11 protein-coding genes and 1 riboswitch are annotated in these 12878 nt (G+C 38.5%); of the genes, 9 read left to right on the top strand and 2 right to left on the bottom strand.

Going from position 1 to position 12878, the window contains the following annotated elements:
* Positions 1-195: 195 nt before the first annotated feature.
* From AC3WSK_RS18435 to AC3WSK_RS18470, 8 genes are all read left to right on the top strand, one after another.
* Positions 196-1182: a C39 family peptidase gene (locus AC3WSK_RS18435; RefSeq protein WP_079562695.1), complete on the top strand. Its 987-nt coding sequence runs from the start codon at positions 196-198 to the stop codon at positions 1180-1182.
* A gap of 194 nt (positions 1183-1376) precedes the next feature.
* Positions 1377-2606: a carboxylate--amine ligase gene (locus AC3WSK_RS18440; RefSeq protein ID WP_492414292.1), complete on the top strand. Its 1230-nt coding sequence runs from the start codon at positions 1377-1379 to the stop codon at positions 2604-2606.
* Positions 2606-3307, top strand: a complete 702-nt coding sequence (gene cuyB / locus AC3WSK_RS18445; RefSeq protein ID WP_492414291.1) for a cysteate racemase — start codon at positions 2606-2608, stop codon at positions 3305-3307. Before AC3WSK_RS18440 ends, cuyB begins: the two co-directional genes overlap by 1 nt.
* 261 nt (positions 3308-3568) lie before the next feature.
* Positions 3569-4717, top strand: a complete 1149-nt coding sequence (locus AC3WSK_RS18450) for a DEAD/DEAH box helicase (protein ID WP_427484239.1) — start codon at positions 3569-3571, stop codon at positions 4715-4717.
* A gap of 1 nt (position 4718) precedes the next feature.
* On the top strand, positions 4719-5948 hold the full coding sequence (locus tag AC3WSK_RS18455) for an aminopeptidase (RefSeq protein ID WP_079562699.1): 1230 nt from the start codon (positions 4719-4721) through the stop codon (positions 5946-5948).
* 30 nt (positions 5949-5978) lie between these two features.
* Complete coding sequence (locus AC3WSK_RS18460; protein WP_492414290.1) at positions 5979-6788, top strand: SGNH/GDSL hydrolase family protein; 810 nt, start codon at positions 5979-5981, stop codon at positions 6786-6788.
* Positions 6789-7123: 335 nt separating this feature from the next.
* Complete coding sequence (locus AC3WSK_RS18465; RefSeq protein WP_492414289.1) at positions 7124-8281, top strand: exonuclease SbcCD subunit D; 1158 nt, start codon at positions 7124-7126, stop codon at positions 8279-8281.
* Complete coding sequence (locus tag AC3WSK_RS18470; RefSeq protein ID WP_492414288.1) at positions 8278-11358, top strand: AAA family ATPase; 3081 nt, start codon at positions 8278-8280, stop codon at positions 11356-11358. The genes AC3WSK_RS18465 and AC3WSK_RS18470 overlap by 4 nt, the downstream gene beginning before the upstream one ends.
* 41 nt (positions 11359-11399) lie before the next feature.
* Here AC3WSK_RS18470 and AC3WSK_RS18475 read toward each other — a convergent pair whose 3' ends face one another.
* Positions 11400-11516 carry a hypothetical protein gene (locus AC3WSK_RS18475; protein ID WP_492414287.1) on the bottom strand — a complete coding sequence of 39 codons (117 nt, stop codon included), beginning with the start codon at positions 11514-11516 and terminating at the stop codon, positions 11400-11402.
* Between the two features lie 48 nt (positions 11517-11564).
* Positions 11565-11897, bottom strand: a complete 333-nt coding sequence (locus AC3WSK_RS18480) for a magnetosome magnetite crystal formation protein family (protein WP_427484242.1) — start codon at positions 11895-11897, stop codon at positions 11565-11567.
* Positions 11898-12024: 127 nt separating this feature from the next.
* A riboswitch (TPP riboswitch) is annotated at positions 12025-12132 on the top strand.
* A gap of 130 nt (positions 12133-12262) precedes the next feature.
* Here AC3WSK_RS18480 and thiT point away from each other — a divergent pair.
* A complete protein-coding gene (gene thiT, locus AC3WSK_RS18485; RefSeq protein WP_427484243.1) occupies positions 12263-12823 on the top strand; it encodes an energy-coupled thiamine transporter ThiT in 561 nt (186 codons plus the stop codon).
* Positions 12824-12878 lie beyond the last annotated feature (55 nt).

The raw sequence follows: 12878 nt of genomic DNA on the forward strand, positions 1-12878 counted from the left end.
TTTTAGGCCAGTGGCAGTCTTTCATTCCAAAAAACATCTGTAGCTGACGCTTCGCTTTCGCTCCAAAAAACACTTTGCTGAAAGAGGTTAAAATAGGAACGTCTATGAAATTAGCGTATAATAGAGTCTACGACAAATTGAAATATAATAGAGTTGAAGTTATTGTCTTCAAACAAGATAGGAGCGGAATTTGTCTTGTGGACGAGGTATAAACGCCTTTTACTAATAGGTATTATGATCATCATGCTACTTTCGAGTTGCAATTCGTTTTCTCAGCAGGAAACGCAAAACAATGGATTAACTGTGTTAACGGTAGAGTTTAATAGTGGTGCACCGATACCTAACCTTTATATCACTGCTACAGATGTAAAGACAGGTGAGGTAGTGGAGGATGCAGTTGGCTCTGAAGAGGGCGAAGCGAAATTTTCGAAACTTAAAGAGGGGCAGCAATATGCGATAGCTGCAACTACACTTGAAAATAGTACGAAAAACGATGGTTATACGACAATCGAACATTTTACATATGATGCGACAAAGCCGTATTATCGATTGCAAACACATTTTTCAAGAGACGAGCAGGAGCTAGATGTACCAGTTGTTATGCAAAATCCGGAACTACCACATGGATGTGAAATAACATCATTAACAGCTGTATTAAATTATTATGGGCTGGATGTTACGAAGCTGGAAATGGCTGATCACTATTTACCAAAGCAAACAATAAGCACTGTCAACGGACAGCGATTTGGTCCAAATCCAGAGCAGGCTTTTGCAGGCAATCCTCGTGATAAAACACATGGAATGTATGTCTTTGCAGCTCCGATTGTCAAAGCAGCAGAAGCAGTCATAGCGGATAAACAGGCAGATTTACGAGTGACAAATAAGAGCAATGCCTCGCAGGATGAGATTTTACAGCTTGTTCGAGATGGAGTCCCTGTTGTGACATGGGTTACATTGGATTTATCAAAGCCGGAGGAAAATTCAGAAAAGGGCTGGGTATATGAAGGTGAAACATTGCCGCATGAAGCGTATATGAACTTACATGCTGTTGTTTTAACTGGGCATTTAGGTGATAAAGTAGTTGTCATGGACCCATTAAAAGGCTTTGTCACGTATAATGTGGATCAGTTTTTTAAAAGCTATAGAGAGTTAGGTAAACATGCTGTAGCCGTTCATAAATGATTCAAAGAAGAGGTATAAGGAGTACAAGGAAAGTATGTTACACTTATAAAAAAGACTCATCACCAAGTAATAAGGATGACATTCGTTAAAAAGTCCATTTATATAAGTTGATTGGGGTGGAGGCTGGTAGCCAGAACGGAAATCAACCCCACATTATGGTGATAGGCCTAAAAAACTAAAGTGAGTTGAGCAGAATGGTCATTGAGCACGCTTTTTTACCGGTTTTATTAGGAGATGAAATGAATGCTTATGGCATGGCGAGAGCATTTTACGAGTCCTATGGCGTTAAACCACTTGCATTAAATCATACGAATATGGAAAAAATACAGCACAGTGATTTATTAACATTTCGTGAAGTTCCAAGACTCCATATTGAAGATCGTTTTGTCGTGGCGTTAAAGGCAATTGCAGAGGAATTTACAGGTAAAAAATTGCTTTTATTAGCCTGCGATGAATTTTACGTAAAAAAAATTGTACAACATAAAGAGGAGCTAGCAGAGTATTTTGTAGTTCCTTATGTGGATGCAAACCTTGCGCAAGAGTTATTAACACGCGAGAGTATGTATGAACTTTGTGCAAAGTTCGGCTTTCGCTATCCGGCAATGCATGTTTGCACTGTCAATGACTATGAGGAACTTGACATCCCTTTTGAATATCCAGTAGTCATTAAACCGCTGAATATGACAAAGTATGCTGCATGTATTTTTCCAGGTAAGAAAAAAGTGTATATTGCGAAAGATAACGACGAAAAGGATGCTATTTTCCACGCCATTTATAAGGAATCTGCATACCGAGATGACATAATGGTACAGCAATATATTCCAGGCGAAGATGCTCATATGTGTGTCGTAAATGCTTATGTTGGGCAAGATAATAAGGTAAAGTTGCTTTCTGTAGGTAACCCGATTTTAGAAGAGCATTCTCCAGAGGGGATTGGTCGCTATGTAGCCATAATGACAGCATATGATCAAGACTTAATGGAACGCGTCAAATTGTTTCTAGAGGAGATTCGATTCCAAGGCTTTGCCACGTTTGATATGAAGTATGATGAACGCGACGGTCAATATAAGTTATTAAGTATTGAATTACATAATGAACTTTCTAATTATTATGTGACAGCAAGTGGCTATAATTTAATGCAATATGTTGCGGATGATTTTATCCGAGGAAGTAAGCAACAGCTAACTTATGTTCAGAATAAGCATCTTTGGACGATTGTGCCAAATGGTGTACTCTTTAAATATGTACAAAATGAACAGCTAGTAATTGAAGCGAAGAGCCTTATTCGCCAAGGAATGGCTACGGATTCCATCTTTAATTATAAGGATATGAATGCGAAGCGTTGGTTGAATATAACGCTCGATAATTTAAGTTTTTATCGCCAATATAAGAAATATTTTAACAACAAAGGTCTGTCAAACTAATGAAAAAACAAACTTTAGGTATAATAGGTGGCGTAGGTCCACTAGCAACGATGTTTATCGGTGAAATGATTGTAAGACGTACGAAGGCATCGAAGGATCAGGAGCATTTACATACAATCATTGATAATGATACGAATATCCCTGATCGTACTGCCTTTATTTTAGATGATACAAAGGAAAATCCTGTACCAGTAATAGTCGCAGATGCTAAAAAGCTTGCTTCTGTTGGGGCAGATATGATTGCTATTCCATGTAATACAGCACATACCTTTTACGATGAGATTGTTGAAGGTTCTCCAGTCCCTGTATTACATATGATAAAGGAAACAGCAAAGCGTGCCTCTGATTTAGGGGCTGAGCGTGTAGGTATTTTAGCGACAACAGGTACATTGACTTCACGTATGTATCAAGATGCGTTAGAGGAATTTGGCATAACACCAGTTGTCCCAGACGATGTGATGAAAGAAAAAGTCATGTCTATTATTTATGATTATGTAAAGGCTGGGAAAGATGTCTCTCAAGAGGATTGGCAACCGATAGAAGAGGCAATGCTTGCACTTAATTGTGATCGTATCGTATTAGGATGTACAGAATTATCTGTCGTCAATCGAGATTTAAAATTAAGTGACACCTATATCGACTCATTAATTGTTTTAGCAGAGCGTGCTATAGAAGCATGCGGCTATGAAATAGTAGATTAACAATTGAATCAACCAAATAAAAATCTGCTCGCTCTACGCGGGTAAGCTGTAAACCTTCAAAGAAACTCCGGTGTCTATGAGGGCTTGTAGGCTTACAATTCCCGTGGATGAATCGGGCAGATTTTTTTCGCATTATTGTGCAAGAAGACGCCCATCTCAAAATTCGTTAGGTGAGTTTATAAATTGGTTTATGTACATATGAAGTAGGAAAATGATTAGTGTGTTAAACTAGTGTCAAGTAGATAGAAGGTGGGAAATTACATGTCAGTAATAAATTTATTAAATGAAGATTTACAAGCAAAATGGAAATTTGAAGAACCGATGAAAATTCAAGAAGAAATGATTCCAGCAATGCTTGAGGGCAAGGATATTGTAGCTGAATCGCCGACAGGATCCGGGAAGACGTTAGCATATGTACTTCCTTTACTAAATAAAGTAAACGGTTCAAAAAAACAAACACAAGGACTTATCGTAGCCCCGTCACAGGAGCTAGCAATGCAAATTGTAGAGGTTATCCGTGAATGGACAGCAGGTTCTGATATTTCGGTTCAGCAACTAATTGGTGGTGCAAACTCTGCACGTCAAATCGAAAAGTTAAAGAAAAAACCGACGATCGTTGTAGGAACACCAGGCCGATTAAATGAATTAGCACGTGCTGGAAAATTAAAGCTAAAAGAAATAGAAACAGTTATTTTAGATGAATGTGATCAGTTACTTAGTCGTGAATATCGCGTTGTCGTAAAATCCTTTATCGAAGGTTCAGCATATGGACGACAAGTAGTTGTTGTTTCAGCAACAATTACGGAGGAAATTGAATTAGTAGCTAGTCGCATGATGTTCGAGCCAGTACGCTTCAAAATTAAACCTGAAGATATGTTGAAGGTTGGTAAAGTTGTACACTCTTTCGTGAAAGTAGAGGAGCGAGATAAAACTGATTTCCTACGTCGACTATCACATACTGAAGGATTACGTGCACTAGCTTTCGTCAACAATATAGATCAATTGCTGATGAAGGAAACGAAATTACAATACCGTGCGGCACCGATTGTGACATTACACTCTGACATGAAAAAAGAAGAACGTAAAAAGACATTAGATGCATTCCGTAAAGGAGAAGCGCGTGTTTTAATTGCTACTGATATTGCTGCACGTGGTTTAGATATTGCAGGTTTAACACATGTTATTCATGTCGATGTTCCAAGAACAATTGAGCAGTACTTACATCGTTCTGGCCGTACAGGTCGTGCTGGAGCAGATGGCGAAGTATTAACATTATTATCATATCGTGATGAAAAAACGTATAAAAAATGGACTAGAGAAATCTCTGGAAAACCTGTGCAAAAAGTTTGGCATGAAGGCAAGCTAATGGAGGGCAATTCAAAAACAATTGGACAAAAGCGAGGTAAATAATATGACGTTTGAAGAAAAATTACAAGCATATGCAGAACTTGCGGTAAAAGTCGGTGTTAATATTCAACAAGGGCAATATTTATTAATCAATACATCAGTCGATGCATTGGATTTCGCCCGTTTAGTCGTGAAAGAGGCTTATAAAGCTGGGGCAGGACGTGTTCATGTTAATTTTTCAGATGATGAAATGGATCGAGCTTATTTTGAGAATGCCTCAGATGAAGAATTTAATCGTTTCCCAGAATGGGTAGTTAAAATGCGTGATGAGGTGATCGAACGTAAAGGAGCACTATTATGGATTGATGCTGCAAACCCTGATAAATTAGCAGGTATTTCAGCAGATCGTCTAGCTACCCATCAAAAAGTATCAGGAGCTGCTCTGAAAAATTATCGCAATGCAATAATGAAAGATTTAATCGCCTGGTCGATCGTTGCCGTCCCTTCACTAAAGTGGGCTTCGAAGGTATTCCCGAACTTAGCTGCTGAGGAGCAAGTACCAGCATTATGGGAGGCTATTTTTAAAACTGTTCGTATCGGTGAAGGCGATGCTGTTGAAAACTGGAATGAACATGTAACAAATTTAGAATCTCGTGCGACCCTACTGAACAGTAAAAAATATGCGAAGCTTCACTATACAGCGCCAGGTACGGATTTAACAATTGCCTTAGCGCCACAGCATAAATGGATTACTGGAGGTGGTAAAACGCCAGATGATACGATCTTTATTGCTAATATGCCGACAGAAGAGGTTTATACGTTACCGATGAAACAAGGTGTTAATGGCTATGTCAGTAATACAAAACCATTAGTTTATCAAGGGAATATTATCGATGGATTTAAGCTAACATTTGAAGAAGGAAAAATTGTTAATGCTGAAGCACAGGTAGGGCATGATTTATTACAGGAGCTTATTAATGTAGATGAAGGCTCTTGCTATTTAGGTGAGGTAGCGCTTGTACCGCATGAATCACCAATTTCAGCATCAGAGATTTTATATTTTAGTACATTGTTTGATGAAAATGCATCGAACCATTTAGCGATTGGCGAAGCTTATCCAACTTGCTTAGAGGGTGGAAGAGATTTAGAAAAAGGGCAGCTTGAAGCATTAGGTGCAAATATTTCAGTAACACATGAGGACTTTATGATTGGCAGCGGTGAGATGGACATCGACGGTATTTTACCAGACGGAACTGTAGAGCCAATTTTCCGCAAAGGTAGCTGGGCATTTTAGGCTCTTGATTTAAAGAAGGGAGTTGAGCAGATGAAACGATTATTAACCATAATTGGTACAGTTATACTCACGATGGTATTTAGTATTTCATCTGCTTTAGCTCAGACCGAAAACTACCTGCCAATTGGAGATTCCTTGGCGGCTGGTCAAACACCTTATCAACAGATTGATACAGGCTACAGTGATTTAATCGCCATGAAATTAGGAATGACTGGACAATTGAGCTTCTATACGAAGGAGCTCGCTTTCCCAGGCTATACAACAGCCGATGTTTTGAAACGAGTAAAATCAGAGGAAGCAAGTGACTTATTAGAAAATGCAACACTTATTACTGTTTCGGCAGGCGCCAATGATTTACTGCGGCTAGTGCAAGTTAATCCAACTGCTGGTACATTAGCCTTTTCACAGCTACAAACCGATTATGCATTAAACATTGCCAGAAAAAATATGGAGAAGATTTTAGAAGCGTTAAAAGAGCGAGCACCTAAAGCAAAGATTTATGTAATGGGCTATTATTTTGCTTATCCAAATGTTCACCCTTCGCAAAAAGAAGGAACAAATGCACAGCTCGTTAAGCTAAATAAGATTTTACAGCAACAGGCAGAGCATGCTGGAGCAGCTTATGTAGACATATATGATGCTTTTGGGTTAAACGCTAGAAACTTTTTATCCAATATCTCTGATGTACATCCTAATTTTGAAGGCTATCGCCAAATGGCAAATGCATTTTTACATGAATATAGTGGAAGTAAAGCTCTAGCCATTTCTTCAAACGAATTGCCAAAGCCCAACCCTATTTCATTTGACCAGATTTTAGAACAACTGGTGAAGGCAGAGTAGAAACGAGAGGAAAAAGAAAAAAAACTCCTACAGCGCGTGCCCTCCCAAGTTTTAAAGGATATGCTACTTTTATGGAGAAGGTAAGAGCTAAAGAAAATTTTTAATGTAACAGGGCATTCGATAAGGATGCTCTTTTTTATGTTGAAGATCTATCAAAATATAGGCGACGGAAAGAATCATCGAAGTGACCGATACAGCCCGAAACGATGGATACACCCTGACACGTCAGAACCCTAAGTTATGATGAGGGCCCTATTATAATTTTCAAACTAATAAAAGGAAAAACAAACAATCCAACAGCCATGATAAAATGAAATAGATAGGAGGCGCACAAAATGAAAATATTTCATACAGCAGATTGGCATTTAGGGAAGCTTGTACAAGGCGTCTACATGACCGAGGATCAACATTTTATTTTACAGCAATTTAAGCTAGCTATAGATGAAGAGAAACCAGATGTTATCGTTATAGCAGGTGATTTATATGACCGTTCGATGCCTCCGATTGAGGCAGTGAATTTACTAAATGATATTTTGGCGGAAATTGTGCTTGATAAGAAAATTCCTGTGTTAGCAGTTGCCGGGAATCACGATAGTGCAGGTCGATTAAACTTTGGCAGTAGTTTAATGAGTGATAGTGGATTACATATTAAAGGCCAGTTTACGAAAGACCATGCACCGATCGTTTTACATGATGAATATGGTGAAGTACATTTTCATCTCGTACCTTATGCAGAGCCAGCGTCAGTACGGACGATTTTAGAGGATGATTCCATTCGTTCTCATCAAGAGGCGATGGAAAAAATTATTGAATATATTGGGCAAAGTTTAGATTCTACAAAACGTAATGTTTTTGTGGGACATGCCTTTGTGACGAAGTATGGAGAAGAAGAAGCAAATACGAGTGAATCAGAGCGACCTTTATCAATAGGGGGCTCGGATTGCATAAATGCGGCATTGTTTAAGCCTTTTCATTACACGGCACTTGGACATTTGCATAAAGCGCATTTTGTGTTGAATGAAACGATTCGATATGCCGGTTCTCCATTGAAGTATTCATTATCAGAGCACCTACATGAGAAGGGCTTTTTAATAGTTGAGCTAGATGAACAGGGAGAAATAACAGTTACGAAGCGAAAGCTTATACCGAGACGAGATTTACGAGTGGTAGAGGGGATACTGGATGATTTATTGCAATTACCACCAAGTGATGATTATGTATTTGTACGTTTAACAGATACTACGCCAGTAACTTCGCCGATGGAACGTATTCGTACAGTGTTTCCTCATGCGATGCATGTTGAGCGTAAAACAATACGCCAAGAAGTAGCACAAGAAATTCAAGCGGTTGAGACAGAGAAGATAGAAGACATCGATTTATTCCGATCATTTTTTACAGATATAATAGGTATACAGCCAGATCAAGATACAGAGCGTCTATTTACAGAGATGCTGCAAGAATTATTAGATGAGGAGCGAGAATCAGTAAAATGAAGCCTTTAAAGTTAACGATTACTGCATTCGGTCCATATAAAAATACAGAGGTTATTGATTTTCAACAGCTAGGTGAACATCGTCTATTTGCGATATCTGGAAAAACAGGTGCGGGGAAAACGACGATTTTTGATGCTATATGCTATGCACTTTACGGATCGGGTAGTGGTGAAGACCGTCAAGATACGGCAATGTTACGAAGCGGGTTTGCAGATGATGATGTGTATACTGCTGTGGAACTTGTTTTTGAAATGCATGATAGAGTGTATCAAATAGTACGTCAGCCAGGTCATATTAAAGAAAAGAACAAAAGTGTTACTGGTAAGAAAATAGAGCTGGCTGAAATCAAAGGAGACACACTTGATTATAGTATTGTAGAAAAACAGCAAACACTTGAGGTAGATAAAAAGCTACAGGAAATAATAGGCCTGACAAAGGATCAATTTAGTCAAATTGTTATGCTGCCACAAGGTGAATTTCGCAAACTATTAACTTCAGATTCTACGAATAAAGAAGTCATTTTGCGCAAGATTTTTAAAACAGACCGTTTTGGTGCTATGACAAAAAGACTTGATGCGAAACGAAAAGAAACAGAAAGTGATTTACTGCGCGCGAAGCAATTAAAAGAGCATCTTCTTGGCCAAATTGCGGGGGCTTTGCCACAGCGCACGTCATCTCTATTTACTTGCATTACTAATAATACCGAAAATATGCATCAGCTAAAGAAGGCTCTGGAAGAAGAGCAGACCTACTATACTGAATGTATACAATTGGAACAGCAGCGTTATAAAGCAGCTTATGCGCATCATCAAAAAGAGCAAGAGTTTTATAGTATGGCGAAAACATTGAATGAGCAATTTGATGAGCAAACGAATCGCCAGAACCGTCTGCAAGCATTGCTACAAGAGCAAGGTGTATATAGCGCAAAAGAACGTGAAATTGCATTAGCAGAAAAAGCAGAACGTCTTGTTATACTTGAGCAACAATGCGTCGATTTACGTGCTGAGCAAAATCGTAAAGAACAATCCTGTCAACAAGCAGTGACAGAGCAACAAAACGCAGAAGCTCAGTTAAAAATAGCGCAAGAAAGATTTAATGTTGAAGAGGCGAAGGAACCTGAACGCCAACACGTTTTACAACGGGAGTTACAGCTCCAAGCATTATTACCAACTTTCGAGGCGTATGAGAATAATCTTCAGCAACTGCAAATAGCTGAACAATATGTTACAACAGCCAAACTAGCAGTAGACGATAATCGTAAAATTGTAGAAACAGGACAAATGCAAGTTCAGCATCTAGCAACAACAATTGAACAATATGAAAAACAACTTGAGCCATATGAAGGTTTTTTAGAACAGTTACCGAAGCTAAAAGAGCAAGTATCATACTTAGCGCAAGTTGAAAAATACACTAGAGCAGTAGAAATGGCAGAGCAGGATGTAGCCACGACTAATGTTCACTATCAAGAAAGTAAGAAAGCTCTTCAAAAGTTGGAGCAGCAATGGATTGCGAGTCAGGCAAGTATTTTAGCACAGCAGCTTAAGGATGGAGAGGCTTGCCCAGTGTGCGGTAGTACAACACATCTCGAAACACATCGTGAGCAATTAGAGATGATCGAATTAGCACAGGTGGAAGTTTTGCGAGTAAAGGCTACTGATGCTGAGCGCAAGTTTTTAGAGAAAGAAGCTTTATTGAATTCTTCAAAGCATCTTCTGCAAGAGGCATTAGAACAGTTAGAGTTGAGTGAGGTTGATCAATCGAACCAAGCACAAATTGTAGCTTCCTTACAAAATATAGAGCAACAAATTACTATCTTAAAAGTAGTAAGCAATCAATTGTCTGATGTACGCATGCAACAAAAGGATCATCGTGCACGAATGGAGCAGCTACAAGAAAAGCAATTAAAGCTAGAGCAATATTTAGCTGAAAAGACGAAGGAATTGACTAAACAACAAGTAGTTGTGGAAGAGCAGCAAAAACATATTCCAGAAAATCTTACGACGCTACATGCAATGAAACAGGAAATTGCTCATATAGGTTCTCAAAAGGTTGCCTTACAAACTGCGTGGACTATTAGCCAACAAAGTTTGCAAGCTGCCAAGGAAGCAGCAAACAATGCTAGAATGACCGTCGAAATAGCGAAACAGGCTTTTGAGGAGCTAAAGCTGAAAATGGATGAAAAGCGCGAACAATTTTCAGTAAGTATGAAGGAAGCCGGCTTTGAAAGCTATGAAGAATTTGCTACTGGGAAGCGTAGCGTGTTGCAAATAGAAGCTTTACGGAAGGCATGCAGTGATTATGCTATGCAAATCCACACTTTACAGGTGCAAATTACTGAGGGAGCGAAGCACCTTAAAGGACAAGAGAAACAAGATTTAACGGCAATGGAAGAAAAGTTAGAGATGCTTCGTGTAACCTATGAGGAAGCCTTTAAAGTATTGCAGCAGATGGAAGGATTTGCGAAAGCTTGCACAGACTTTATCGAAAAAGTAGAGGAAGCGGAGCTGGAAATACGCTTACTTGAAAAAGAAGCGGGACGAGTAAAGGAACTTTATGCAATGTTAAATGGGCAAAATGTGAAAAAGCTGTCCTTTGAGCGTTATATTCAAATCAATTATTTAGATAAAATTACAGAGGCAGCAAATGTCCGGCTTTATCATTTATCCAACGGTCAATTTGAGCTACGACGTTCAGATCGTTTAGAAAAGCATGCTAAGCAAAGTGGACTTGGGCTAGATGTGTATGATGCCTATACAGACCAATTACGTGATGTAAAAACATTATCAGGGGGAGAAAAGTTTAATGCTTCTTTAAGTCTTGCCCTTGGGATGGCAGATGTCATTCAAAGCTTTCAAGGTAATATCCGTATTGAAACAATGTTTATTGATGAGGGCTTTGGTTCTCTTGATGAAGAGTCATTAAATAAGGCGATTGATACGCTTATTGATTTACAAGATTCTGGACGCATGATTGGCGTCATTTCGCACGTTGCAGAGTTAAAAGCTACAATGCCTGCAGTGTTGCACGTTGAAAAAACAATGAATGGTCACAGTCAAACATATTTTGAAGTGAAATAAAAAAGAGGCGTATTTCCGATGTGTGGAAATACGCCTTTTTATTACTTTTTATTTACGTTAGGATATGTTCCTTTTTTTGCAGCGATTACTTTTTTTACAATTGGAATAACGATTGGTGCTAATTTTACGGCGGTTTTGACAACTTTAGATACTTTCAAAAAATAACAGCTCCTTTTAGTACTCTCTGTTCAAGGTTGAAATGAAACTTATCGGATAACGCGAACTGCTTGAATAATATTCCAAATGACAATTCCGATTGAAACAAGAATGTAAATCAAAAATGAAACTAACCAAATGATAAGAAAAGAACTACTACCTGAATCTGGTTCAAAAGTGTTGAATGATAAAGTTGAGAAAATAAAGACTGCAAAAAATATTATTCCAAATACGACTGGGATTAAATGTGATATTAATGCTCGAAGAGAATGACTCTTTACGTCGTTATCTTTTGAAACAAAGTAAACGACTAATGGCACAATAAAGGGTGCAAAAAAGATACTGAGATAACTAAAGGCAGATAAAATTTTTTGGTTCTCCATAGTTGTACCTCCTTTTTAAATATTTACGCATGAAAAACAGTAAAGTTTCAAAAAAAATTAATGTGGAAGAGGTTGTAATCGTTACAGTGTTTGCGTACAATGAGGTTGTTCAACTAAATTAAGATGTAACGACCACAAGGGGAGCTGATGATGTCAGCTGAGACTGGGCACGTAATGCCTTAACTCTTTGAACCTGTAAGTTAACGCTTGCGTAGGGATGTGGATAGAAACCGACACTTTTACGATGTGAGGCTCTGTCCTGGCATCGTTTTTTTATCTTTATTGATGCTAGATAGGGACATATTTGCCAACTGATTTCTATTCCTGCTCTTGTATCCTACATCGGAACAAAGGAGAGAATAATTATGGACAATAAAAAACTATTAATGCTTGTGGAAATTGCGATATTCGCAGCGATTGGCCTTGTGCTTGATCAGGTTTCCTTTAAAGTATGGGCACAAGGAGGCTCTGTTAGTCTCGTAATGGTGCCAATAATGTTAATAGCATTTCGCTGGGGCCTTATTCCAGGCATGGTAACGGGTTTACTTATTGGTGTTATGCAAACAATGTTTGGTGCCTATATTATACATTGGCTTCAAGGAACACTTGATTATGGTGTTGCCTTTACGGTAGTAGGCTTAGCGGCCGTAGTGCGTGGGCCAGTGCTTGAGGCAGCAAAAGATTTAAACAAAAAGAAAATGGCGCTTTATATTATTGTAGGAACGGTATTAGCGGGCTTTTTACGTTATGCAGCACATACCATTGGAGGCGCTGTATTTTTCGCAGAGTATGCTGGCAATCAAAATGCATGGGTTTATTCAATCATCTATAATGGAACATATATGCTACCAGCAACGATTTTAACAGCGATTGTCGGTGTTTTGTTATTTACGGCAGCACCTCAATTAATGCAACGAAAATCATAATGATTATGCCCTTCACATGAGTGAAGGGTTTTTATTTTTAGGCTGTTAAAGATTG

It is taken from the genome of Lysinibacillus sp. EB271-A1-10B, assembly GCF_058791335.1.

Coding starts and splice junctions, on each gene's coding strand:
- cuyB (WP_492414291.1), top strand. CDS start 2,606: ATGAAAAAACAAACTTTAGGTATAATAGGTGGCGTAGGTCCACTAGCA.
- AC3WSK_RS18460 (WP_492414290.1), top strand. CDS start 5,979: ATGAAACGATTATTAACCATAATTGGTACAGTTATACTCACGATGGTA.
- AC3WSK_RS18455 (WP_079562699.1), top strand. CDS start 4,719: ATGACGTTTGAAGAAAAATTACAAGCATATGCAGAACTTGCGGTAAAA.
- AC3WSK_RS18440 (WP_492414292.1), top strand. CDS start 1,377: ATGGTCATTGAGCACGCTTTTTTACCGGTTTTATTAGGAGATGAAATG.
- AC3WSK_RS18470 (WP_492414288.1), top strand. CDS start 8,278: ATGAAGCCTTTAAAGTTAACGATTACTGCATTCGGTCCATATAAAAAT.
- thiT (WP_427484243.1), top strand. CDS start 12,263: ATGGACAATAAAAAACTATTAATGCTTGTGGAAATTGCGATATTCGCA.
- AC3WSK_RS18450 (WP_427484239.1), top strand. CDS start 3,569: ATGTCAGTAATAAATTTATTAAATGAAGATTTACAAGCAAAATGGAAA.
- AC3WSK_RS18465 (WP_492414289.1), top strand. CDS start 7,124: ATGAAAATATTTCATACAGCAGATTGGCATTTAGGGAAGCTTGTACAA.
- AC3WSK_RS18480 (WP_427484242.1), bottom strand. CDS start 11,897: ATGGAGAACCAAAAAATTTTATCTGCCTTTAGTTATCTCAGTATCTTT.